Origin of the sequence: Lysinibacillus sp. NPDC047702, assembly GCF_050272555.1 — a bacterium.
Classification (GTDB): Bacteria; Bacillota; Bacilli; order Bacillales_A; family Planococcaceae; genus Lysinibacillus.
Genome location: NZ_JBNNMG010000039.1, coordinates 26,490 through 49,406, shown reverse-complemented (window position 1 = coordinate 49,406; position 22,917 = coordinate 26,490). Strand labels below are relative to the sequence as shown.

At 37.0% G+C, this 22,917-nt stretch carries 22 protein-coding genes, 1 pseudogene and 2 riboswitches; of the genes and pseudogenes, 9 read left to right on the top strand and 14 right to left on the bottom strand.

Annotation, left to right across the window (positions count from 1 at the left end; genetic code table 11):
• Positions 1-671: pseudogene (locus ACQKIM_RS17525) on the bottom strand (transposase); the annotation flags it as partial.
• 265 nt (positions 672-936) lie between these two features.
• Here ACQKIM_RS17525 and ACQKIM_RS17520 point away from each other — a divergent pair.
• The 3 genes from ACQKIM_RS17520 to ACQKIM_RS17510 all read left to right on the top strand — a co-directional run bounded on the left by ACQKIM_RS17520 (position 937) and on the right by ACQKIM_RS17510 (position 2,765).
• Entirely contained in the window at positions 937-1,068 is a 132-nt protein-coding gene (locus ACQKIM_RS17520) for a hypothetical protein (RefSeq protein WP_427546197.1), read from the top strand.
• Positions 1,069-1,177: 109 nt separating this feature from the next.
• Entirely contained in the window at positions 1,178-2,227 is a 1,050-nt protein-coding gene (locus ACQKIM_RS17515; RefSeq protein ID WP_427546195.1) for an Ig-like domain-containing protein, read from the top strand.
• A gap of 235 nt (positions 2,228-2,462) precedes the next feature.
• On the top strand, positions 2,463-2,765 hold the full coding sequence (locus ACQKIM_RS17510; RefSeq protein ID WP_427546193.1) for a tyrosine-type recombinase/integrase: 303 nt from the start codon (positions 2,463-2,465) through the stop codon (positions 2,763-2,765).
• Positions 2,766-2,837: 72 nt separating this feature from the next.
• On the opposite strand, the gene deoD is transcribed toward ACQKIM_RS17510, so the two are convergent.
• Together deoD and ACQKIM_RS17500 are read right to left on the bottom strand one after the other, a co-directional pair.
• Positions 2,838-3,545: a purine-nucleoside phosphorylase gene (deoD, locus tag ACQKIM_RS17505; protein WP_427546191.1), complete on the bottom strand. Its 708-nt coding sequence runs from the start codon at positions 3,543-3,545 to the stop codon at positions 2,838-2,840.
• Positions 3,546-3,639: 94 nt separating this feature from the next.
• The gene (locus ACQKIM_RS17500) at positions 3,640-3,858 is read right to left on the bottom strand and encodes a YozE family protein (protein ID WP_427546189.1); all 219 of its coding nucleotides are present in this window, start codon (positions 3,856-3,858) and stop codon (positions 3,640-3,642) included.
• Between the two features lie 260 nt (positions 3,859-4,118).
• On the opposite strand from ACQKIM_RS17500, the gene ACQKIM_RS17495 reads away from it, so the two are divergent.
• The gene (locus ACQKIM_RS17495; protein ID WP_427546187.1) at positions 4,119-5,960 is read left to right on the top strand and encodes a methyl-accepting chemotaxis protein; all 1,842 of its coding nucleotides are present in this window, start codon (positions 4,119-4,121) and stop codon (positions 5,958-5,960) included.
• An 87-nt stretch (positions 5,961-6,047) separates the two neighbouring features.
• On the opposite strand, the gene msrB is transcribed toward ACQKIM_RS17495, so the two are convergent.
• The 5 genes from msrB to ACQKIM_RS17470 form a co-directional block, all read right to left on the bottom strand.
• Positions 6,048-6,476 (bottom strand): peptide-methionine (R)-S-oxide reductase MsrB, encoded by a 429-nt coding sequence (msrB, locus tag ACQKIM_RS17490; RefSeq protein WP_427546185.1) that lies wholly within the window; start codon positions 6,474-6,476, stop codon positions 6,048-6,050.
• The gene (gene msrA / locus ACQKIM_RS17485) at positions 6,473-7,003 is read right to left on the bottom strand and encodes a peptide-methionine (S)-S-oxide reductase MsrA (protein ID WP_427546183.1); all 531 of its coding nucleotides are present in this window, start codon (positions 7,001-7,003) and stop codon (positions 6,473-6,475) included. Before msrA ends, msrB begins: the two co-directional genes overlap by 4 nt.
• Before the next feature lie 12 nt (positions 7,004-7,015).
• Complete coding sequence (locus ACQKIM_RS17480; protein ID WP_286926659.1) at positions 7,016-7,597, bottom strand: YpmS family protein; 582 nt, start codon at positions 7,595-7,597, stop codon at positions 7,016-7,018.
• Positions 7,598-7,601: 4 nt separating this feature from the next.
• Positions 7,602-8,552, bottom strand: a complete 951-nt coding sequence (locus ACQKIM_RS17475; protein ID WP_427546181.1) for a GDSL-type esterase/lipase family protein — start codon at positions 8,550-8,552, stop codon at positions 7,602-7,604.
• A 158-nt stretch (positions 8,553-8,710) separates the two neighbouring features.
• A complete protein-coding gene (locus ACQKIM_RS17470) occupies positions 8,711-9,553 on the bottom strand; it encodes a DegV family protein (protein ID WP_427546179.1) in 843 nt (280 codons plus the stop codon).
• A gap of 274 nt (positions 9,554-9,827) precedes the next feature.
• Between ACQKIM_RS17470 and trhA the strand changes: the two genes are divergently transcribed.
• The gene (gene trhA, locus ACQKIM_RS17465) at positions 9,828-10,463 is read left to right on the top strand and encodes a PAQR family membrane homeostasis protein TrhA (protein WP_427546177.1); all 636 of its coding nucleotides are present in this window, start codon (positions 9,828-9,830) and stop codon (positions 10,461-10,463) included.
• Positions 10,464-10,625: 162 nt separating this feature from the next.
• On the opposite strand, the gene ACQKIM_RS17460 is transcribed toward trhA, so the two are convergent.
• Both ACQKIM_RS17460 and ACQKIM_RS17455 read right to left on the bottom strand, forming a co-directional pair.
• On the bottom strand, positions 10,626-11,042 hold the full coding sequence (locus ACQKIM_RS17460) for a hypothetical protein (protein WP_427546175.1): 417 nt from the start codon (positions 11,040-11,042) through the stop codon (positions 10,626-10,628).
• A 192-nt stretch (positions 11,043-11,234) separates the two neighbouring features.
• Positions 11,235-11,714, bottom strand: a complete 480-nt coding sequence (locus ACQKIM_RS17455) for a dihydrofolate reductase (protein ID WP_427546173.1) — start codon at positions 11,712-11,714, stop codon at positions 11,235-11,237.
• A gap of 174 nt (positions 11,715-11,888) precedes the next feature.
• Between ACQKIM_RS17455 and ACQKIM_RS17450 the strand changes: the two genes are divergently transcribed.
• From ACQKIM_RS17450 to ACQKIM_RS17440, 3 genes are all read left to right on the top strand, one after another.
• A complete protein-coding gene (locus ACQKIM_RS17450) occupies positions 11,889-12,812 on the top strand; it encodes an alpha/beta hydrolase (protein ID WP_427546171.1) in 924 nt (307 codons plus the stop codon).
• A 62-nt stretch (positions 12,813-12,874) separates the two neighbouring features.
• Complete coding sequence (locus ACQKIM_RS17445; protein ID WP_427546169.1) at positions 12,875-14,071, top strand: class I SAM-dependent rRNA methyltransferase; 1,197 nt, start codon at positions 12,875-12,877, stop codon at positions 14,069-14,071.
• 108 nt (positions 14,072-14,179) lie between these two features.
• On the top strand, positions 14,180-14,722 hold the full coding sequence (locus ACQKIM_RS17440; protein ID WP_427546167.1) for a GNAT family N-acetyltransferase: 543 nt from the start codon (positions 14,180-14,182) through the stop codon (positions 14,720-14,722).
• Between the two features lie 74 nt (positions 14,723-14,796).
• On the opposite strand, the gene ACQKIM_RS17435 is transcribed toward ACQKIM_RS17440, so the two are convergent.
• The 3 genes from ACQKIM_RS17435 to ACQKIM_RS17425 all read right to left on the bottom strand — a co-directional run bounded on the left by ACQKIM_RS17435 (position 14,797) and on the right by ACQKIM_RS17425 (position 18,673).
• Complete coding sequence (locus ACQKIM_RS17435) at positions 14,797-16,785, bottom strand: S9 family peptidase (protein WP_427546199.1); 1,989 nt, start codon at positions 16,783-16,785, stop codon at positions 14,797-14,799.
• A gap of 164 nt (positions 16,786-16,949) precedes the next feature.
• On the bottom strand, positions 16,950-17,627 hold the full coding sequence (locus ACQKIM_RS17430) for a precorrin-3B methylase (protein ID WP_427546166.1): 678 nt from the start codon (positions 17,625-17,627) through the stop codon (positions 16,950-16,952).
• A 50-nt stretch (positions 17,628-17,677) separates the two neighbouring features.
• Complete coding sequence (locus ACQKIM_RS17425; RefSeq protein WP_427546164.1) at positions 17,678-18,673, bottom strand: ABC transporter substrate-binding protein; 996 nt, start codon at positions 18,671-18,673, stop codon at positions 17,678-17,680.
• Between the two features lie 181 nt (positions 18,674-18,854).
• Positions 18,855-19,041: riboswitch (cobalamin riboswitch) on the bottom strand.
• 252 nt (positions 19,042-19,293) lie between these two features.
• Here ACQKIM_RS17425 and ACQKIM_RS17420 point away from each other — a divergent pair.
• Complete coding sequence (locus ACQKIM_RS17420) at positions 19,294-21,234, top strand: GTP-binding protein (protein ID WP_427546162.1); 1,941 nt, start codon at positions 19,294-19,296, stop codon at positions 21,232-21,234.
• 412 nt (positions 21,235-21,646) lie between these two features.
• Here ACQKIM_RS17420 and ACQKIM_RS17415 read toward each other — a convergent pair whose 3' ends face one another.
• On the bottom strand, positions 21,647-22,408 hold the full coding sequence (locus ACQKIM_RS17415) for a hypothetical protein (protein ID WP_427546160.1): 762 nt from the start codon (positions 22,406-22,408) through the stop codon (positions 21,647-21,649).
• A gap of 245 nt (positions 22,409-22,653) precedes the next feature.
• Positions 22,654-22,836: riboswitch (cobalamin riboswitch) on the bottom strand.
• Between the last annotated feature and the right edge of the window lie 81 nt (positions 22,837-22,917).

The following is a 22,917-nucleotide window of genomic DNA, read 5'->3' as shown; positions in this document are numbered from 1 at the left end:
TGAATACGGATACCTTGAGGATACAAAATACGATTCGTTTTGAGTGCTCCGATGACATGTGTGCCTTTTGAGAGCACGGCTTCGATGATCGTACGTGATGTTATACCAGCTATCGCACAAAAAATACGATGGCTGTTTGAATAACGGCAGTTGATTCATCATCTCTAACAAAAGTTGAATTTTACTGTCGGTTGTTTCTTTATCGAATAATCGAAAATCATATGGATATGCGTGTTGCCCTGATTTCATCATCAGTTGCACGACTTGATGCCCCCAAACACTTTTCCCATCTGTGTGCGAGGAATGGTAGCCACAGCTTTCAGTTGGTTGGGCTGCCCGTGACGAAGGCTTTGCTTTCTTGGCAATCGTGTCGTCGAGTAAGAGAAATACAGGTTCATCTTGAGCCATGCTTCGCGCACGTATTTTTGTGATTGTCTTAGAAGATAGGTTTCATTCCATGGGCTATTTTTAAGGAAATGCCCAAGTATTGTACGATGCTTTTGGTGGTGGCTAAAGGCATGAATCTCTGTTAGTTTACCTGTAAAACCAATGCTCGACATCCCATCGATAAAATGAGTCAAATGCCGTAAAACGGGCTTTGAAAAGTAAAAAGGCAATTGCCAATCAAGAAACCCTTTGTTGATTTGTTGGTGATATGTTAATCTATTCATCAGACAGATACGCTCCTTTGGTGGATGATTGGGTCAGAGCTTTCATTTTAACCAAAAGGGTGAATTCTGTCTTTTTATTTTGCTTGATGGTAATTATTTGAAGAGTATTTGCTCATTTAGAGTATATAAGATGATTTAGTATTCTTTATTTTAGAACGCTCTACAGCCTTACTATACACCCCTACAAATACGGCTCTTTTGATATTTCAAGCAAATTTCAATATTATTAATGTTGGAGATAAAAAACATAAAAGAGGATAATTAAATGAACAGATTAGAACAAACAACCCAAGAATTACTGGAAGCTGGTTATACAATCGAGGAAATTAAAGCAGCCTTTGAGGAAGTCATTGAACAAGCTAAACAGTCCAATACAGTACGTGGAACAGATAACTAACAATGTTGTCTGTTTTTTATTATGGTAAATAAGTATATATATGGTTAAAGTTGTTATTATAGGTTATTTAAAGTAATGACCTTCAACAATTTTAAAGGAGGCTACATAAATGATTAATTCTTTTAAAAGAGGTTTTATTTTTCTAGCATTAACGTTATTAGTACTAGTTAGTATTAGTGTTGAAAATGCATCTGCAGCAGATATTGTTGATTATGAAGAAGGCGTGACAAATTTAAATAATACTCCTGAAAATAGTGCGAAAATCGGAGATCTGTTACTTAAACCTGAAAAAGGATGGAAAAGATATGATGATAGCAACCCCAATATAAATTATATTGGATGGTGGAGTATAGCTTCTGTCTATGGTGATTACAATAAAACTCAAAGCTATACTACTTACGGAACTCAAGCTGCTAAAGATTCTTACTATAGCTTTAACTTTAAAGGAACGAAATTTAGAATTATCTCTCCACAATGGGCGACTTCTTCATCACAAATAGAAGTTACAATAGATGGGGATATCGTTGAAACTTATTCTGCTTATAGCACTAAACAACAAAGACTAACTTTAATCTATGAAAAACTTGGTCTAGAAGATAAAATACATGAAGTAACTATTAAAAGTAAAAGTACTGGTCATATAGTAGCAGACGCTATTGATATAGATGAAGGCGGATATATTGTAAAAAATTCTTCAATAGAATCTATTACATTAGACAGAAACGCATTAGAGCTAATAGAAAACAGTCAAGATAAATTAACAGCTACAGTATCTCCAGATACAGCAAAAATAATTTGGACAAGTAGTGATGAATCTATTGTAACTGTAGATCAGAATGGGAATGTAACTGCTATTCGTGAAGGTCAATCAATTATTACAGCAACAATAGAAAATACAGATATTTCAGCAACAAGCACGGTTATTGTTAAGAAACCAAATAATGACTTCTCCAGTGCTATTCTAAGCATTACTTTGGTGAATGGTATAACAAAAGAATATGATGTAACGAATGCAGTTTTAAACAATTACTTAAATTGGTTTGATAGTGCACAAGGTACTTCTACTTTCAAATTCTCAAAAACAATTTCACCTTATAAAAAGGTTACTGAATATGTCGTACATGATAAAATTGCTTCATTTGAAGTAAGAGAATACTAAACCATAAAAAGCCCTGGCTCAAAAATAATATTGAGTACCAGGGCTTTGGCATTGTTGTTTTAATCTATTTGTCTAAAGAATATTTTTCAATTGCCTCTGCTGCTGTAGTAGAAGGATTTTCAAATATTATATATCGACTGTAATACCTCTTTTAAATTTAAAGACTCACTTAAATCGTCAACTAATTCAAAAACATCTAGTATCTTAACTTGCATCAGGTGAAGCTTGGACATCGATGAAAGATAATGAGGGCAACCCAATAAATCTACTATTTACAAAAACAAATGGTTTCCCTTCACATCCAGATAATATGTCTGGAAGATGGCGTGAGATTGTAGAATGTTACAATTTGCCTAAACTAACATTTCATGGTCTAAGGCACACCTACGCATCTTTTATGATTAGTAAAAATGTAAATTTTAAAATTATTCACGAACAACCTGGACATGTTAACATTCAAGAAGTGATTAATACCTATAGCCACTTAACTAAGAAAGATAAAGAAAAAGCAACCGACTATTTCAATCCCATTTTATAAAAAATGGTCGGTTTTTGGTCGGTTGCTCTTATTTACGGTATTTTATATACGTTGAAAACTCTACTATATCATCTACTCTTGAATAGCAGCCTCTAACGCTACAAGCATCATATCTTTGAAGGTTGTTTGGCGTTCTTCTGAAGTCGTTACCTCACCTGTTAGGATATGGTCACTTACTGTTAGAACAGAAAGAGCTTTACGACCAAATTTTGCTGCTAATGTGTAAAGAGCTGCAGATTCCATTTCAACTGCAAGTACGCCATATTGAGCTAATTTTTCGTTTTGATGCTCATCAGAATAGAACAAATCTGCTGTGAAGATATTTCCTACTTGTAGGTTTAGCCCTGCAGCTTTACCTGCATTATAGGCTTTTAATAGTAGGTCAAAGTCAGCGATTGGTGCGAAGTCAATTGCACCGCCCCAAATGATTTGGTTCATACGTGTATCAGATGTTGCTGCTTGCGCTAAAATCACGTCACGCACTTTCACATCTTTTTGAATTGCACCACAAGTACCTACGCGGATTAATTTTTGAACATCATATTCTTGCATTAATTCTGTTGCATAGATGGAAATAGATGGCACACCCATACCAGTTCCTTGTACAGAAATACGTTTGCCTTTATACGTGCCTGTATAACCAAACATATTGCGTACCTCGTTATAGCAAGTTACATCCTCTAAAAACGTCTCTGCGATGTATTTTGCACGAAGTGGATCTCCTGGAAGTAAAATTGTGTCAGCGATTTCGCCTTTTTTTGCATTAATATGAACACTCATACTGCAATCCCTCTTTTCTGTCAGTTATCACTTTAAATGATACTGTGTTTCTGCCATTTTATCAATGCTAGACGTCTAGCAACTTAAAATAAATTTACCCTTGCTCGACATATAATGCCCACAATTCATCAAATGCTTCAGTAGTAAGGTTATCAGTAGCAAACGATTCAATATACGTTGAAAGCTCTTCAAAATCTGTGCTTTGCTTAGGAAAATTATGTTCATGAAACATCTCCTCTGCAAATCGTACCTTCTGATCTGACCAATCCCCACCACGGAAAGTTAATACATATAAATAAAAGCTCTTGTTCATACTAGAAATTCCCCTTTTTATACTTATCTGCTTTCCGCTAGTTTATCAAAGAATCACATTCCCGTCATAAAAATAGCAATTAAGTATTTTTTCCTACTAAAGCTTTTTCAACTACTTTTTCACACCTTTCGACTTATGTCGTAGAAATTTAATAGGTGTTTTTATCTGAAAAGTGAAAATTTTGCGAAATAACAATAGAAAAATCTAGTAAAATAAGATAAAATTGAAATCGACTATTTGAAAATAGGAAGGTGATGGCGATGAAAAACTCACAAAAATCCAGTAACTCTGCGAAAAAACGCCCGTCTCTCTTTAAAACTAGCTTTTCCGCTAAAGAGAATGCAATTGATTTAGAGGATAGTAGGCATAATCTCCCTCCTATTAAAGAAAAACGACAACGTTTTTATCATTTAATACGGGGTAAAGTACTTATTATATTTACACTTTTAATTCTTATTAACGGAATAATGGGTATTTTGTCTTATGTCGATATACGGAATCTTCAACGTCAGATGGATGATTTTACTGAGAAAAATGTCCAAGAACAATTAACTGTTAATCAACTTGCATATGAAATTGCAAAACTCACAAATTTAGAGCAAACATATTTAATTACTGGCAATGGCGCTTATTCCACTTCATACCACATGAAAATAGATTCGATCAATAAAAAAATCAGCGAATTACAAAAACAGTTTTCAGATCGAGAGCTTGAGCTTGGCCATATGCAGGCAATTGGTCAATATTATAAAAATTACCTCGATTACTCTGAAAAAGTCATGACAATGCGTGATGAGTTTGGGCTTGAACAGGCTCGAAAGCTGATGATGAGTGCTGTTGGGGAAACAATGAAGACACATATTGATAAAAATATCGAATCCATCAATACAGTGATGGATGAAGCAAATAAAACTAAATTAAATAAGTTGAACCAGGAAGTCAATATCTCTATTGTTTCTTTCTTTATCATTTCAATAATCGGCTTTATCGCCATCATTATATTTGGTTATATGTTATTTAAATCATTAAAAAATAATACACAAGCAATTAACGATTCTATTCTGGATATCGCACAGGCTGGCGGTGATCTGACAAGACGCGTTAAAGTACGTAATCATGATGAGTTTTCAACGATTGCCACTTCCACCAATACTTTAATAGAGTCCATTTCAAATCTCATAAAACGTGTCAGTGAGCTTGCTGATCATGTTTCCAGCAGCAGTCAGGAATTAATGTCATTAGCGGATGAAAATGCACGTACTATTCAGGATATTGCTGATGCAACAGCTGATATTGCAAGCGATAGTGACAATACAATTTCCAGCATGAATAGCGCCCAACAAAAAATGAGTGACCTTGAGCATTCTATGCACCATTTAAATGAACAGGCCAATGCTGTTCAACGTGCATCCTTAGCTATGCAGCACGCAGCTGATGATGGCAGTCGCTCAGTTGAGCAATCCTCGCTAGTGATGCAGGCAATTGAAGAAACAATGGCCACTACAACAACTACGGTGGAAGCACTTGGACAAAAATCAGCTGACATAACATCAATCATTGGTACGATTACCGCTATATCCGAACAGACTAATTTACTGGCACTAAATGCCGCAATTGAAGCTGCACGCGCTGGTGAGCATGGACAAGGCTTTGCAGTTGTAGCTGATGAAGTTCGTAAGTTAGCTGAGCAATCTCAAAATGCTGCGAAGGAAGTTACAACAATCGTAACGTCCATTCAGGATGAAGTATCCTCTATTATTACCCAAAACTATGAGGGGGTAACTTCAGTAATTCGTGGAGTAGAAGTAACTAATGAAACGAATCAATCATTAGCCAATATTTTATCGCATACACAGGAAACTACATCCATTATTACAGCTATGGCGGAAAAAATTTCATTAACCCTTGAGTATAGTAATGCCGTAGCAAATGATTTTATTCATGTTAATGCGTATGCTGAACAATCCGCTGCTAATACAGTCACTTCCGCTGCAGCAGCAACACAAGGCTCCGCTTCTATGCAAGAAATTAATGCTGCTGCCGTAGAACTAGCCCAACAAGCAGATAATCTTCGTAGTTTAGTGAGTGAATTTAAAGTTTAATTACCTGAACTAACGGGGCGATAGTTTTAACTGACACAACGAACACAAAAAAACTCCCAGCACAAAATTTTATGCTAGGAGTTTTCTTTATTTAAACAATGAAAGGTATTCAGTGTAGCCTTCCTTTTCTAAATCCTCTTTTGGTACAAAGCGTAACGATGCTGAGTTAATGCAATAACGTAAGCCACCAAGCTCTGTTGGTCCATCAGGGAAGACATGCCCTAAATGTGAATCAGCGTTCTTACTGCGAACCTCCACTCGACGCATTCCATGAGAACTATCAAAATGTTCGGTTACTTCCTCTTTTTCAATTGGCTTTGCAAATGCTGGCCAGCCACATCCTGAATCGAATTTATCAAGGGAGCTAAATAACGGCTTCCCTGAAACGATATCGACATAAATGCCCTCTTCAAAGTGTTGATCGTATTCATTGCGGAATGGTGGCTCTGTTCCACTTTCTTGTGTTACATAATATTGCATGTCAGTTAGTTCTTTTAATCGTTGTTCTTTATTCATTTTTTTCGCCCCCAGTGTTGCTCCTGAAACGCTTTGCGACCAGAACCAATCGAATAACGCTCGTAGTGCATTGGATTTTTCTTATAATAATATTGATGATAATCCTCAGCTGGATAAAATGTCCTTGCTGGTAAGATTTTCACTGCAATCGGCTTGTCAAATTTACCAGATGCCTCTAAATCTGCTTTAGAACGTTCTGCTAATTCACGTTGTTCCTCATTATGATAAAAAATTGCAGTCGTGTAGGACTCCCCACGATCATAAAATTGACCACCAACATCTGTTGGATCAATTAATGTCCAAAATGTCGCCAATAATTGCTCATAAGAATAGAGATCATCCTCAAACGTAATTTGTACTGCTTCCACATGTCCTGTTGTTTCAGAGCATACTTGTTCATACGTAGGATTCATAACATGTCCACCCGTATAGCCAGAAATCACTGATTCAATGCCAGGTGTTTCGTCAAAGGGCTTGACCATACACCAAAAACAACCACCTGCAAATGTTGCGTATTGCTTTGCCATTCATGTCACTCCTTATTCACCAGGAACAATAATTTCCAATAAAATTTTATCTTTCGGTAAATTTAACTCTTTTGCTCGAATGCGAGACCCAGAAGCTATATTAATACGTGATAAATCAATATAAATTTCTGCCTTATTTGGATTTACCGTAATCCAAGAAGGAAATTCCACCGAGTCACGCATAATTTTCATAGTCGTCTCAGGTGGAATATTCAACAGTCCTACATTCATACCTGTTTGTTTTAGAATGATGTTTCCTTTGTCATCGACGATGGGATCAAAATTCATAGTGATTGGTATTTCTGTATAAAAAACCGTCAGCTTACTTCTTAGCTGAATATCATCACCAATCGTAAAATCCAAGGGCAGAGGCGATCCTTTTGCCGCATCCTTTAAATATTTCTTTGATATCGATTCTAACTCCTTCGTTGTTGTTTGAACAACAAGGACATTCCCTTTTACTTCACTTTCACCTTCTGAACTCTTTGCTACAATTACTCCATCAACAGGTTTTGTTGCTAAATACACGACGAGGAGGATTGCAAACAGCACTGTGCCTGCTAAGGCGAAAAATGCGATTTTCCATTTATTCATTTTGTCACTCCCCGAAGCCTATTTCCTTGTTAATTTTTTGTTCCATTTCACACTGCTCCATTGCTGCTAGTATTCGCTCCGTCATTTTTTCATAACCTTTTGCGTTTGGATGAAAGAAATCGGTATGGTATACGAGCTCTTTGTTTGAATCAAATAAATCCTCTACAGAGATATAGCATGCATTCGTATCCTCACTTGCGATGTCTTTAATGACATTATTCCACTCCGTGATAATTGTATCAAATTCATTGGCCTCATTTGTCACGATAGAGAATGGATTATAAAAACCAATCAGCAATAATGGCACCGTTGGGTTTTTCGCACGAATGCCAGCTACGATTTTACTATAACGTTCCTTATACGCCAGCAATTCTTTATCAAAAGCATCCCTTTTCAAGTTAAACAAATCCTGTCTAACTACCTTCATGACATCATTTCCGCCCATTGTTACTGAAATAAGCTGTGCATTTTGCAACTCTTCATCATAATGCCCTTTTTTCACTAATTTTAATAGCTGATCACTGCGTCTTCCCCTTTTCCCCCGATTGTCGACCTCTACATCAGAAATTGAGGGCCAAGCTAGCAATGAATCTTTTAATCTGCCTACAAAACCGTCTTGACTATACTCATCACCGACACCATCTGTTAATGAATCTCCCAGTGCCAAGTAATGTAGTTGCTTTGCGTTTTCATTATCAATTTTCCGTAAATCCTCTGGTGATGGCTCAAAAAAATGCTCAAAAATTTGCGTCAACATATTCTTAGAGGTTTTTCCCTCATCTTCTGTTTGTTGCTCATCCTGTTTCATATCTTGCTCCGTCCCTGCTTGCTCACCTTCAGGTTCTGCTTGCGGATTCGGTTCATCTATTGATATAGCACAACCACTTAGTACTAAGACGGTCAAACATGACAAAATAAATATTCGCCAAATGCCCATTTGACCACCTTCCATCATTTGCTGTTTCTTCTATTATAGAATAGTTCATACCGCAAAGAAAAGTGACGATACCTAGGTATTCCATAAAAAAATAAGTGTTTTTACTGTAATGTCTACTTTTCCAGCATTATGAAAATAAAAAGCCACTACAATACTTATGTAGCAGCTCATATCTATTATTCTGCAAAATAAATAAAACCAATTGCGCCTGGGCCAGTATGTGTTGAGATAATAGGTGAGGTAAAGGCAATTTCTACGTCATTGAAGCCTGTTCCTTCAATAAACGCTTTTAATGGTTCACCCATAGTTGTTAGCCCATCAGCATGAGAGATTCCTACTGCCTTTACGGTTTTACCAGCAGTATCAGCTTGAAATTGTTTAAATAAGTAATTTACAACCTGTTTATGACTTCTTACCTTAGAAACAGGGTTGTATACCCCGCCCTCTAAATTTGCAATTACTTTAATATTGAGTAATGATCCAATAAAGCCTGTTCCTTTTCCAATTCGTCCGCCCTTAATTAAGTTTTCCAGTGTGTCGACTATTACATATAAATAAGTATTTTCACGCACTTTTTCTAGACGAGTCACAATTTCCTCGACAGTAGCACCTGCATCACGCATTTTAATTGTCTCACGTAATTGAATGGCTAGTCCAATTGCAATAAAGCGTGAATCAATTACTGTGACATCTGTATCTGTCATTTGTGCTGCCTGACGAGCTGATTCAACTGTCCCACTCATACCACCGGTCATATGAATAGAAATGATTTGATCCCCATTTTGTCCTAACTCATCGTACAATTCTTTAAACTTCCCTGGTGCAGGCTGGGAGCTTTTTGGTAAATTTTTAGCATTTTTCATTAAACCTAAAAAAGACTGTGGCTCTAAGTCAACACCATCTATATATGTTTGCCCATCAATTTGAATCGTTAAAGGCACAATATGTATCCCATGCTGTGCTACTTCTTCCTTTGTTAAATCACAAGTTGAGTCCGTTACAATATGAATTCGTCCCACTTCGACACATCCTTTTACTTCATTAAAATTTATTATATAGACTAATGAAACATTATGTAAACATGACATTTGTCATTAGGTATCATACGATGGTATTTATTTTGAAAACGCTACCTTTGCTACTATAGCGCTTTGTCGAATACTTGTCTAACAATGTCCTTCATGGATTTAGACAATTATATGACACTTTTGATACTGAAAATATGACAAATGTAAATAGTAGGATGAAAATTATTGGGGTATAGTAAAAATATGAACGAAAGGAGTGTTTAAAATGATGGATTCATTTGACTATAAAACATGGAGAGAAGAATTGTGGAATGCCATTACACATGGTATTGGATTTATCGCGAGTATTCCAGCACTAATTGTTCTTATTTTAGCTGCTGTACAAACAGGTGGAGCGCTTCAAATTACAACTTTTAGTATTTTCGGTGCCTCTGTTATCATTTTATTTTTAATGTCAACACTGCTTCATAGTATGCCTGAAAAATACAAGTACTTCTTCTCTATACTTGATCATTCTTCTATTTATATTTTAATTGCAGGAACCTATACACCTTTTCTTTTAATTGCGATTGGCGGCACATTAGGCATTACTTTATTATGTATTATTTGGTCCCTTGCCCTATTAGGCGTTATGTTTAAATGCTTCTTTATTAATCGCTTTGAAATACTTTCTTTAATCTTTTATATCGGTATGGGCTGGTTGATTATTTTTGCAATAAAGCCCATCTACCTATACTTAGGATTTAATGGCTTTGCTTTACTGTTAGCAGGTGGGCTTTTCTATACAATTGGTGCCATTTTTTACGCTTGGCGCTCCCTTCCCTACAACCATACAATCTGGCATTTATTTGTATTAGCTGGCTGTGGATCAATGTATGCTTGTGTTTATTTTTACTTATAAATATTCAACATGAAAATCGCTCTTTTTTGATAAAGGAGCGATTTTTCACGTTAATGTGTATTAGATTGTCCAAATTTGTTCATCTATTTATATCGGAGCACCATCCGTATGATACTCTAAATCATTGTAATTCAATAGCATCATTCTGTCCTTTATCTAATATTATACATTCATGATGTATTTTGAGATTTGCTGTTCTTTTTCCTTTTGACCAGCTATACCAGTTTTAAGAAGTTTCTGATGGTTCTGTGTATCTTCAAATGATTTTAACAATTGATTTGCTAATTTTTGCGTAATCATATCTTTTATATCGCCAGAAGACACTTCTTTTTCTTCCTTCTTTGATAATTTCACTTCTCTAATAATTATTTTATCCCCATTTTCTTTCGTTACTATATGGCGTATATAACCATTTTCTTTTTTTATTTCATATGTTGCTTTCTTTTTATTGTTTCTAAGAAATAAATCATCCGATAACCTATTAGATCCATCTTTTTTTAATACACTAAAATAACTACTGCTCCCTAATTGAACATTCAGAACATTCATCCCCCAATCTTTAAAACACCCAATTTTCATATATTTTATATCGTCATCAAAATTTATATTTAGATAATTCTTTTTTCACAAAAACAAGGTTCATTCTTTTAATCAATACTTATGAGCCTCTTCGATTGTAGATATATTTTGTAACTCAATTTGTTTCAATGAATTCACCCGCTATTGCCCAAATCAATATTTTTACTGGAATCTCCCTATTCAGCATATTTCCTATTTTTTACGTTCAAAAATCTGATATTCGAATGTATAACCTTCTGGTGCCGTTTCTGGCTTTTCTGAGGATATTTGTACAAAATCCTGTTCATATTTCGGGAAATAGGTATCCCCATTAAAGGAATGATTAATTTGTGTAATATACAAACGGTCAGCGATAGCCATCGACAGGCGGAAAATTTGTTCGCCCCCTATAATCATAATTTCAGGAACATCTCCAGCAAGGTCGAGGGCATCCTCTAAACTTATCGCTGTTTCAATCCCTTCTGCATGATAGCTTTCGTCACGAGAAATCACGATATTACGACGCCCAGGTAATGGTCTGCCAATCGATTCAAATGTTTTACGTCCCATTATCATAGGCTTGCCCATCGTTTTGTTTTTAAAATATTGTAAATCTCCTGGTAAATGCCATGGCATACCATTTTCATAACCAATCACATAATTAATATCATGTGCCACAATTAAAGAAATCATATTGTCCCTCCAAATACTTTCATTCATCTTATTATAATCAAATTTTACCGTGACAATTAGCATTTTTCTGCTCATTCATAAAATAATCTTCTTTTTCGACACTAAATCATAGTAATTTTATAAGAATAGTTTATAATGATGTTATCGAATATAAAAAAAGGATGGATGAGATGGATGATGATGACAAAACTAACAAATGAGGCGATTCACTATATTGAAGCTAATGATTCTTCTATTCCGTATTATAATTTAACACCTGCTGAGGCTCGTGCTATTCGAACAGTGCCAAAATGGGAGTCGGCACATGCTCCTCAGCTTTCTTCTATTACGGATAGAAAAATAACTGTACGAGATGGCGCAAAAATAAATGTTCGTATTTATAAACCTACTTTTGACAAAATACTCCCTGTCGTTGTCTATTATCATGGAGGTGGTTGGGTATTTGGCAATTTAGAATCTTCTGATGCGGGGTGCCAGGTATTGGCAGAAAAGGCTCAGGCAATTGTTGTGTCAGTTGATTATCGTTTAGCGCCAGAGTACCCATTCCCTGTTCCGCTTCACGATGCCTATGACAGTTTAGTATGGGTTTACGAAAACATTCAGCAAGTTGGTGGGGATGCAACAAGTTTAAGCGTAGCTGGTGATAGTGCAGGTGGAAACTTAGCAACGGTTGTTGCCTATCTAGCTTCCACATTAAATGGCCCAGCAATTCAGGCACAGGCACTTATTTATCCAGTCGTGAATGTAGATTTTACAACAGCATCTTACAATGCTTATGGAGAACACTACGGTTTAGACAAACTAGGGATGCAATGGTTTGCAGGACTTTACACAGATGGACAAAACTTTAAAGATCCACTTGTTTCGCCACTTCAGATTGAGGATGTAAGTGTTTTGCCAAAAACAATTATTATTGCCGCAGAAGCAGACGTTCTCTATGATGAAGGTCTTGCTTATGCACAAAAACTTACTGACGCAGGCGTAACCGTTGAGCATATCAACATGACTGGATTAATCCATAGCTATTTTAGCAAAATGAACTTTTTTGAAGAGGCAACAATACAAACAGCTGAAAAAATTGCTAATTTTGTGAAATAAGTTTGTCTATCACCATAAAAGAGTGCGATAATAGAGCAAAATGCTTTTTAAAGGATGACAACATGACACAAATGATTGTTTTACAAATTAAAAATCCCTTTGCGGATCAATTAAAAAAAGGCTATCCTCTTATTTCAAAGGATGCTGTTGACGCGGGTCAGCTTCCTAAAGAAGAAGGTTCCCTATTAAGACTGCTGGATAGCCATCAACGTTTTCTTGGCATAGGATACTATGGTGTACAAAATAAAGGCATTGGTTGGGTGCTAACAACTGATGCTAACGAAAAAATAGACAAAGCTTTTTTTATTAAAAAATTTACCAAGGCATTGGCAAATCGTCAGACCTTCTTTGACAATTCTAATACAACAGCATTTCGTATTTTTAATGGTGAGGGCGATGGCATAGGTGGTATCACCATTGACTATTTTGATTCTTACTTTCTAGTGAGCTGGTATAGTGCAGGGATCTATTTATGGAAGGATATGATATACGAAGCACTTGCTGAGACGGTAAGCTATGCAGCCATTTATGAGAAAAAGCGATTTGATCTTAAAGGGCAATATATGGAACAGGACGATTTCGTTATGGGAACGCCTGGCGAATTTCCAATCATTATTTTGGAAAATGGCATGAGCTATGCTGTTCATTTAAACGATGGAGCAATGACAGGTATTTTCCTCGATCAACGAGAAATAAGGCTTGCGATTCGTGAACGTTACGCAGACCATAGGAACATGCTCAATACGTTCTCCTATACTGGCGCATTTTCTGTTGCGGCAGCACTCGGAGGAGCAATCAAAACGACAAGTGTTGATGTAGCAAAACGTAGTCTAGCCAAAACAATTGAACAATTTAGTGTCAATCAAATTGACTATGAAACGCAGGATATTAAAGTCATGGATGTCTTTAACTATTTTAAATATGCACAGCGCCATCAATTAAAATACGATCTTATTGTTTTAGATCCTCCTAGCTTTGCACGGACGAAGGAAAGAACATTTTCAACAGCGAAAGACTATCCAAAATTGCTAATTGATACGATAGCCATCACAGAGAAAAATGGTATCATCGTTGCTTCAACCAATAATGCAAGCTTTGGAATGAAAAAGTTTAAAAGCTTTATTGATCAGGCCTTTAAGGAAACCCGTACACGCTATAAAATTGTTGAAGAATACAGCTTGCCGAAGGATTTCCGTGTACCACGTGAATATCCTGAATTTAATTACTTAAAGGTAGTTTTTATTAAGAAACTGGACTAAATGTAATGAGACAGAATCACTTTCCTATGATTCTGTCTTTTTGTTCGGATAAAATTCTCGTTTATTATATAATGTACTTACAAATTATAGGTAATGGGAGCTGATTGAATGGCGTATAGTCGTGAAAAGTTAATGATTACAACTGAAAGACTAGTCCTTAGATTATTTCAAGCATCAGACGCAGAAGCGGTGACACAGCTTTGCAATAATTATAATATTTATAAAAGTACATTGTACCTGCCCTATCCGTATAGTTTGAATGATGCGTTGTCATGGATAGAACGCCATTACGATCATTTTATGGAGGATATTTCGTACGAATTTGCAGTAACTGATAAAGAAACTGGAGAATTATATGGAGCAATAGCATTATCGAATAACAAACGTTTTAATCAAGGAGAAATTGCTTATTGGATTGGTGAGCAATACTGGGGAAAAGGCTATGCAACAGAGGCAGCGCAGTCGATTGTCCAATATGCTTTTGAAGAAAAGAAACTGCACAAAGTGTTTGCTCGATTTTTTTCATCGAACCCTGCTTCTGGAAAAGTAATGAAGAAAATTGGTATGACACAGGAAGGAATATTAAAGGATCATATTATAAAAGACGGTAAATACGAGGATTTAGTATTTTATGGAATTATTAATCAATAGTTTAGTAATTTTGTTCTTTAAAAAAGTGGCCTAAGAAGCTTTTTTAGCCCTTAAGCCACCACCCTCTATGATTCTTATAGGTATTTGACAAACCAATCTCTAATATATTCTAATCTCTTTATTCTTAACGTTGGTTTTCCGCTCCTTGAAAGTTCATGGTTAGATTCTGGGAAGCGAATAAATTTTGTGTCTTTTTTACGATGCTTTAAGGCGATAAACAATTGTTCTGCCTGTTCTATTGGGCAGCGATAGTCTTTTTCACTGTGTAAAATTAACAGTGGCGTCTGCACATTTTCCACATATTTCAGCGGTGAATGATGCCATAGCTTTTCAATATCTTCTAGTCCCGCTTGGATTTGCCAGTCTGTAAAGTAATAGCCAATATCACTTACACCATAAAAGCTAGTCCAGTTGGAGATGGAACGTTGCGTAACGGCCGCTTTAAAACGGTTCGTATGACCAACAATCCAGTTTGTCATAAAGCCCCCATAACTTCCGCCTGTAACACCGAGTCGGTTTTGATCAATGTAATCATAATGCTCCAATGCGTAATCAACAGCGGCCATTAAATCATTATAATCATTGCCACCATAATCACCACGGACAGCATCCACAAATTTTTGACCATATCCATGGCTTCCGCGAGGATTCGTATACAGTACCGCAAAACCTTGTGCAGCAAGAATTTGGAATTCGTTAAAATAGGTGTTGGCATACATTGCGTGCGGACCGCCATGGATTTCAAGTATAAGTGGATATTTTTCCCCTTCCTCATATCCGACGGGCTTCATTATCCAGCCGTTTACCTTCCAGCCATCTGCCCCTTCATATTCAATGGCTTCTGGAACAGATAATTTTCTCGACTTTAAAAACTCTTCATTAACTTTAGTGAGCTGTTCCTTTTCACCAGTTTGTAAATTAACGTAAAATAAATCACCAGGATTTGTTGTCGTGCTGATGGCAACGACTGCTTTATCATTTTGTGAATCAAGTGAAAAACCATAGACATACTGATCGTCATGAATTGCTGGATATATTTCACCAGCAGTATTTCCAAAATAAATGGCTGTATTTCCGTGATCTGATACTTGGAAGTAAAAGCTGTGATTATCCTCCATCCATTGGACACGTGGAGCCATGACACCTTGTAGAAAATCTCCGACTACACAATCACCAATAGGGGCGTCAAAATCACTAGTTACACTGGTTAAATTAGTCTGTTCTAAATCATACATCCATAGCTTTGCTTGTGTTGCGTTTTCAAATTCTCTCTCACCTCCAAGAAAAGCGATGAAGCGGCTGTTCGGAGACCATGAAGTTTGGTAGAACATCCCTGTTCCTTCTGTTAGCTTGCGTGTTTGTTTCATTTCTACATCCAATAAGTAAATATCGCTATTGAATGAAAAGTCTACATCCTCTGTTAAATCAGCCATATAAGCCAGATATTTTCCGTTTGGTGACCATGTATCCAGATGGAAATGATGGTTTCCTTTAGTCACTTGTTCCAACTCTCCTGATTCAAGATGAACGATGGCAATGTGAGTATATTGCTCCATATCCAGAAATCCGGCTGCATCTGATTTATGCTTCATGTTGTTTATTTCAAGTGGTTTGAGTTCATTTTCCTCTTTCTTTTCACCTTCGACTTTATCAAAGATGTCTTCATTTTTACCAAGCTTTACAGAGAAGGCAATTTTCTTACCACACGGAGACCATACAGGTGATGTCGCACCGTTTTTACAATTTGTAATTTGTTTGGCCTCTCCACCTGCTTTAGCAAGCACAAAAATTTGTGGCTTACCAGTTCTCGTTGAGACAAACGCAATTTTACTTCCGTCAGTAGACCATACAGGTGAATTCGTTTTATCATCACCGAATGTCCATTGTTGAGGATTTTTTTCATTGAAATTTATATAAAATAAATTAGATACATAATCTTTCTTCTTTTCATCAATATAAGTTTCTACATAAACAACTTCTGTTCCGTCTGGTGATACTTGTGGATCTGATACTGATTTTAATCGATATAAATCTTCTGGTTGAATCCCATGCCTCACTATTATTCGCTCCTTCTTGTTGAAATTCTTACATAGTACTTTATTTCGATACACTAAGGATTTTCCCTGCTTAAAAGAGAAATATTTTTAAGCTCATTAATCTTTTATATGTGAAGAAGTATTTTACGATAAGGTGGTTAGTATCAAAGGACCGGAATATATAACGATAACTAGTTTTCAGAATTCAAGTGCTTGTCCCAATAGTCAGTCGTTTTTGTTCTACGATAAAATTTATAAAAAGGTTCATTTGGTCGAGCATGTTCCTTGTAGAGTAGAATAATCGCATGGAGATAGCTTTCAATACGATTAACTGGGATTCGTTTAGCAAACAATGTTCCTGCTTGAGCATTTGCCCCCATCGGTACCGCCCCCAAATAAACATCAAAGCTATCCTTTTGATAAACTAGACCGATATCATCATAGACAGCATTATAGCAAGCTGATGCACAGCCATTGACATTTAAACGTAATCTTGCAGGAACTGTCATCCCTTCTAATGAAGAATATAATTGCTCTGTTATAGGGGCGGCCTCCATTTTATCACCATCACAGAAATCACATGCCTTCATGGCAACGATGGGACCCTGCTTTGCCACGTACAGGCCAGCTTTTCGTAATTCGTTAATGGACTCCGCCACATCAACAGTTGGAATTGATAATAAAATACTGTAGGATGCAGAATATTTAATAGCACCAGTCTCCCCAACGACCTCTGCAATTATTTGAAATTGTGTTGGCGTATAATGCTTATTAATAATTCCAGGGCTTACTGCAAGTCGAGTAAAATCTCCCTGCTGATTTAGCTTTTCAAAGGTTTTCTCTGGTATGTTCATATTAAATGCATTCATGTATAATGTCTCCTTATGAAAAAGGAGCTAGCAAAATGCTAGCTCAAATTTTAAAAGTTATCTGGATAAAAGCCTTTTGCCAAAATTTGAATGGCTTCTGCGGCACGAACTCCTTCAGATGCTGCAGATAGTGGTAAAATAACAAAATGTTCATTTTTCACGGCTTCTGTTTCTTTTAATGCTGGGTCATTCTTTAAGAAATTAATTTTTTCTTCAGCAGATGTCTCTCCATAATCAATAACAACAATCACCTCTGGATTACGCGCAACTGCCTCTTCCTTTGAAACGGTTGTCCACCCAGATTCGACATCACCAAAAACGTTTTTGCCTCCAGCAATCGTTACCAACTCATTCATAAAGTTTTGCGCTGCTGTAAAGACATCCTTATCACCGCTGTCAAAAACTAAAACAGGCAGCTCTTTGCCATCCTGGGGTAATTTCGCCCGAATAGCCTCTACATCCTTCGTCATTTGATCGATTAAAGCTTCTCCACGATCTTCGACACGGAATATTTTTGCGATATTACGAATATCTATGAAAATATCCTCTAAAGTTGGCTTTGTCATATTGGATGCTGTATGTAGATATGTGTGAATCCCTAATGCCTCAAGCTCTTCTGGAGTGCCGACACCTTTTTCACCAAAGGCACTTTTCCATCCCCCATATAAAAAATCTGCCTCTGCATCAATTACCTGCTCCTTTGTAGGATATTGGTCAGCTAATACAGGTACCTTGTCGTAAGCAGCTTGTAAAGGCTCATAAATTTTATCATCTAAATAGGCTGTGCCAACCATTGAATCTTCTAAGCCTAAAGCTAGCATAATTTCTGTTACATGTTGGTTTAAGCTAATCGCTTTTTTGGGAGCTTCTTTATAAACTTGCGTTGTCCCATTATTGTCAATCGTTACTTCTGTCGTTGCCGCTTGTGATGGTTCAACCTTTTCCCCTTGTGCTGCTGATTCATTATCTTCCTTCGCGCTGCATGCACCTAAAATAGCCATCAATGCCAGTGCAAAGACAAGCCACATGCTGTTCCATTTCTTCATGTCTTTATCTCCTTTGATGTTATATATAGTAAGAAATCAGTAGACTTCTTTGCTACCATGATTCGTGATGAACTGTATAACAAATTGAAAAAGGGCATAAAAAAATCCCCTTGTTTCCAAGAGGTACGCATAGTGAAAAGACGGCTTTTGACCTGATTCACTATCCCCATCCTCGTGGTTGAAGTAAAGAATATTATTGGCAGGTATCCTGGCTTAGGTTCATCATCTGTACGCCTTCCCATAGTGTGATTACAGTGGCATATTGTATAGACTCCCCATTTACAGTTGCGGGACAGCATCGGATTCTCACCGATTTCCCTTTTAAGCAAATGACAAAGGCCATTTGCACCAATATAAAGGTATTATGTATTGTTATAAATATTATTGATAGACTAGCAAAAGTAATTTCCGTTCGCAATCTCACAAAATAATCCATTTACTAAATATATTTATTATTACAGAAATATTCATACATAAACGAGAACTATTTTACATTAAATTATTTTCGCAATCATTAGATTTGGAACACTATTATGACATATTCTAAAACTATTTACCTTGAATTTATTAAAATTCTGTTACAATAAAATAGACGGATTTATAGAAACGAGGATTAATTTATGTACAAAACTATTGGGATCCTTGCTCATGTGGATGCAGGAAAAACAACATTCTCAGAGCAATTATTATTTCATACCAAAAGTATTCAGGCTCGCGGGCGGGTAGATCATCAGAATACATTCCTAGATAATCATGAGCTAGAGCGACAACGCGGCATCACTATTTTTGCGGAGCAAGGTCGTATGACAATTGGCAACGACACATATACATTAATCGATACACCTGGACACGTCGATTTCTCCCCTGAGATGGAGCGTGCGATTCGTGTTATGGATTATGCCATCATTGTGATTAGTGCAGTTGAGGGGCTACAGGGGCATACTGAAACAGTTTGGCACCTATTACGTCAGTATCACATTCCAACCTTCTTTTTTATCAATAAAATTGATCGTGAAGGTGCAGTGGTGAATCATGTTATGGCACAGCTTCAAAAAGATTGCTCTGAGGATGTACTACTAGTAAATGAAATGTTCCATTCGGATTATATTCCTTCTAACATAATGGAATGGCTAGCTGAACGTGATGACAATCTTTTGGATGCTTTTCTTAATGAAACATTAGATAGTGCTCGCTGTCTTGCCCACCTCCAAGTGATGATTAAACAGGAAAAGGCCTTTTTATGCTTTACTGGCTCTGCATTAAAAGATATGGGGATACAGGAACTCCTAGCACAGCTTCCACTGCTTACTGAAACACATTTCGATGCTGCTGCATCATTTCAAGGTGAAGTCTTTAAAATTCGACATGATGGCCATCAACGCTTAACTTTTATCAAAGCATTACAGGGAACCCTGCATATTCGAGATGAATTTTCATTTGGCGATGTAACCGAAAAAGTGACGGAGATACGGTTATATAACGGACATCGTTTTGATACCGTACAAGAAGTTACAGCTGGAGAAATTTTCGCTGTGAAAGGGCTTAGTTTAGCAAATATTGGTGCAATCCTTGGAAGCTCCAGTAACCCACAGCCCTATGAGTTAGTGCCAACCCTGCAGGCCAAAGTACAATACGAGGGTGACCAGCATATCAAGGAAGTCCTAAAAATCTTTCGTATCCTTGAAGCGGAAGAGCCGTCATTACGTGTAATATGGCATGAAAAATTTCAAGAGATTCAAGTACATATTATGGGTCTTATCCAGCTTGAGGTTCTTATCGAAGTGCTCAACAAGCGTTTTTCACTTGCCATTTCATTCGGAGAGCCACAGATATTATATATGGAAACAATTGCATCAACTGTTACAGGCTATGGTCATTTTGAACCTTTAAAGCACTATGCGGAAGTGCATTTATTAATGGAGCCAAGTTCACGCGGTACTGGTAATACATTTGTTAATGCATGTCATACGGACGATTTATCCGTTGGGCATCAACGACTAATTGAAAAACATCTATTCGAGCGCGAACATCATGGATTACTAACAGGCTTTCCTGTGACCGATATTCGTTTCACGCTTTTAACGGGGCGTGCACATATTAAGCATACCGAGGGCGGCGATTTTCGCGAGGCTACATTCCGGGCATTACGGCAAGGGCTCGAGCAAGCAGAGTCTGTCCTTCTGGAGCCCTACTACCGCTTTAAGTTAAAAGCATCTACCGATTTTATCGGTCGCATGATGACAGATATTCAGCAAGCATCCGGTACATTTGACCCACCAATTATTTCTGAAGATGCTGTCATTATTACTGGTCGTGCCCCTGTCGCGACATTTATGAGCTATAGTACGATCTTTGCTGCCTACACCAATGGTAAGGGTGTGCTTTCTCTGCAATTTGATGGCTACGATGTGTGTCATAATGCTGAAGAAATAATTATGCAAGTCGGCTACGATAAAAATGCCGACCCTGAATATACTTCCGCCAGCATTTTTTGTGCAAAGGGGAAAGGCTATTCCGTTCCATGGCATGAGGCACAAGCAGCAATGCATTGTATCAAATAATTTAGAATAGTAGAAACAGGACATGTGGAATTGATACCATGTCCTGTTTCTGTACTGAGATTCTATTAATTGTTTCTTCATTGAGAAGATATTGACTAATATGAGCGGTTTGCACTTGGACCCTAGCTGTTCTTTGGCTGGTCGGAGCGTATTGCTCTTGTATCCGAGCTTTTCTTGAGCTGACCAGAGCAGTTTTTGCTTGAACCCGAGCTGTTCTTTGACTGATCGGAGCAGTTTGCTCTTGAACCCGAGCTATATTTGGGTTGACCTGAGCGGATCCCTCTTGAACATGAGCTATTCTTGGGTGAACCGGAGCAGTTTTCGCTTGAACCCGAGCTGTTCTTGGGTGGGCCGGAGCGGTTTGCTCCTGAACTTGAGCCGTTTCCTCTTGGATTTAAGTAGCTCCTTTTTCCTATAAAGCTCGTACAGTTTGCCTTGTTTCTTTAAAAAGACTATAAGAAGGTTCTACAACAGCATAGCTATGTGAATCAGAAAAATTTGTCAACACTTTGCCTGGCCGACTTTTCAAAAGTTGCAAATTATCAATTAATTGCAGCAACAGCTCATGACCATTACCACGCGGATGCCAGTTTAAATGATAATCATTTAGTTCCTTCACAGCCTGTAAAAAATGCCTATACTCACGCTCTACAAAACTAATAAGTTTGTTATCCTGAGCGATTCGTGATAAATCGTCCAAATAAGTTTCATAAAAGCGCATAACAATCGAGCACAATAAATCATTGACACGAGCAGCACTTAATATAGGCTTAGGCTCTATAGAAAGGCGTTCTAGATTTGGTTTGGCACGGGTTGAATCGATACGTGTAATCAAATGATAAAGTTCACCATCTACCTCATACACAATTGGATTCGTGGGCATATACATCTTAAAGCTATTTGTTTTCGTTTTCAGGTTTTCTGTTATCTCTGCCTTTGCGAAAAGATGTCCATTATATTCTTCATTTTGAATCCAAATAATATCCTTGTTATATAAAATTTGTTCAAATAGTCGCTGATTACTTATAAGACTGGTTGCAAGTAATTGATCAATAAGAGATTCCACAACCATTCTTGTCTTTGCTTGCTTGGCAACTTCAGTGCGTGGTTGCTTACAAATTTTCATATCCTCAAAGTGCATTTCCTGTGCTGGCCATACATGAATATTCGTCATATGTGCATCCTCTTTTCGTACATATTTTCAAAACGGAAGTTATCAGTAAAAAAAGGATTTCCTTCAATTCGAGGAAATCCTTCAATTTATTGTTATCGTTCATCACAAAAGGTCAAACAGTACCCAAATCTAAATGTATGGGAATTTATCCACATACCTTTATTTAATTTGGGCGTTTGACGTACTGTGACAAACAGAGCATTCTGTTTTGTCAACATGCCACCTCCTATTCCTCGTAGGGTTATGGTGTGTACTCATAATAGGCAGGTATCCTGACTCATGGTCATCGCTTCTTTTCCCCTTCCCGTTGAAAACAGTGGTATTTGAAAAGTCGCTCACATTTACAGTTGCGGGACAGTGTCGGAATTGCACCGACTTCCCTTTTCAGCAAATTGCACGCAATTTACACCTATTATTACACGCTATTCAGTTGTATAGGAATTGAGTTTCCTATTAGATTATTAAAATCAATTGTAAAGGAGAGTAATTTAGAAGTCAATTATTGTTAG

What these genes read in the sequence shown, in the direction of transcription:
- ACQKIM_RS17445 (WP_427546169.1), top strand. Translation starts at nt 12,875, where the DNA reads ATGACACAAATGATTGTTTTACAAATTAAAAATCCCTTTGCGGATCAA.
- ACQKIM_RS17455 (WP_427546173.1), bottom strand. Translation starts at nt 11,714, where the DNA reads ATGATTTCTTTAATTGTGGCACATGATATTAATTATGTGATTGGTTAT.
- ACQKIM_RS17440 (WP_427546167.1), top strand. Translation starts at nt 14,180, where the DNA reads ATGGCGTATAGTCGTGAAAAGTTAATGATTACAACTGAAAGACTAGTC.
- ACQKIM_RS17515 (WP_427546195.1), top strand. Translation starts at nt 1,178, where the DNA reads ATGATTAATTCTTTTAAAAGAGGTTTTATTTTTCTAGCATTAACGTTA.
- ACQKIM_RS17475 (WP_427546181.1), bottom strand. Translation starts at nt 8,552, where the DNA reads ATGATGGAAGGTGGTCAAATGGGCATTTGGCGAATATTTATTTTGTCA.
- ACQKIM_RS17420 (WP_427546162.1), top strand. Translation starts at nt 19,294, where the DNA reads ATGTACAAAACTATTGGGATCCTTGCTCATGTGGATGCAGGAAAAACA.
- msrA (WP_427546183.1), bottom strand. Translation starts at nt 7,003, where the DNA reads ATGGCAAAGCAATACGCAACATTTGCAGGTGGTTGTTTTTGGTGTATG.
- ACQKIM_RS17520 (WP_427546197.1), top strand. Translation starts at nt 937, where the DNA reads ATGAACAGATTAGAACAAACAACCCAAGAATTACTGGAAGCTGGTTAT.
- ACQKIM_RS17460 (WP_427546175.1), bottom strand. Translation starts at nt 11,042, where the DNA reads ATGAAAATTGGGTGTTTTAAAGATTGGGGGATGAATGTTCTGAATGTT.
- deoD (WP_427546191.1), bottom strand. Translation starts at nt 3,545, where the DNA reads ATGAGTGTTCATATTAATGCAAAAAAAGGCGAAATCGCTGACACAATT.
- ACQKIM_RS17500 (WP_427546189.1), bottom strand. Translation starts at nt 3,858, where the DNA reads ATGAACAAGAGCTTTTATTTATATGTATTAACTTTCCGTGGTGGGGAT.
- ACQKIM_RS17510 (WP_427546193.1), top strand. Translation starts at nt 2,463, where the DNA reads ATGAAAGATAATGAGGGCAACCCAATAAATCTACTATTTACAAAAACA.
- ACQKIM_RS17430 (WP_427546166.1), bottom strand. Translation starts at nt 17,627, where the DNA reads ATGAATGCATTTAATATGAACATACCAGAGAAAACCTTTGAAAAGCTA.
- trhA (WP_427546177.1), top strand. Translation starts at nt 9,828, where the DNA reads ATGATGGATTCATTTGACTATAAAACATGGAGAGAAGAATTGTGGAAT.
- msrB (WP_427546185.1), bottom strand. Translation starts at nt 6,476, where the DNA reads ATGAATAAAGAACAACGATTAAAAGAACTAACTGACATGCAATATTAT.
- ACQKIM_RS17495 (WP_427546187.1), top strand. Translation starts at nt 4,119, where the DNA reads ATGAAAAACTCACAAAAATCCAGTAACTCTGCGAAAAAACGCCCGTCT.
- ACQKIM_RS17480 (WP_286926659.1), bottom strand. Translation starts at nt 7,597, where the DNA reads ATGAATAAATGGAAAATCGCATTTTTCGCCTTAGCAGGCACAGTGCTG.
- ACQKIM_RS17425 (WP_427546164.1), bottom strand. Translation starts at nt 18,673, where the DNA reads ATGAAGAAATGGAACAGCATGTGGCTTGTCTTTGCACTGGCATTGATG.
- ACQKIM_RS17415 (WP_427546160.1), bottom strand. Translation starts at nt 22,408, where the DNA reads ATGACGAATATTCATGTATGGCCAGCACAGGAAATGCACTTTGAGGAT.
- ACQKIM_RS17450 (WP_427546171.1), top strand. Translation starts at nt 11,889, where the DNA reads ATGATGATGACAAAACTAACAAATGAGGCGATTCACTATATTGAAGCT.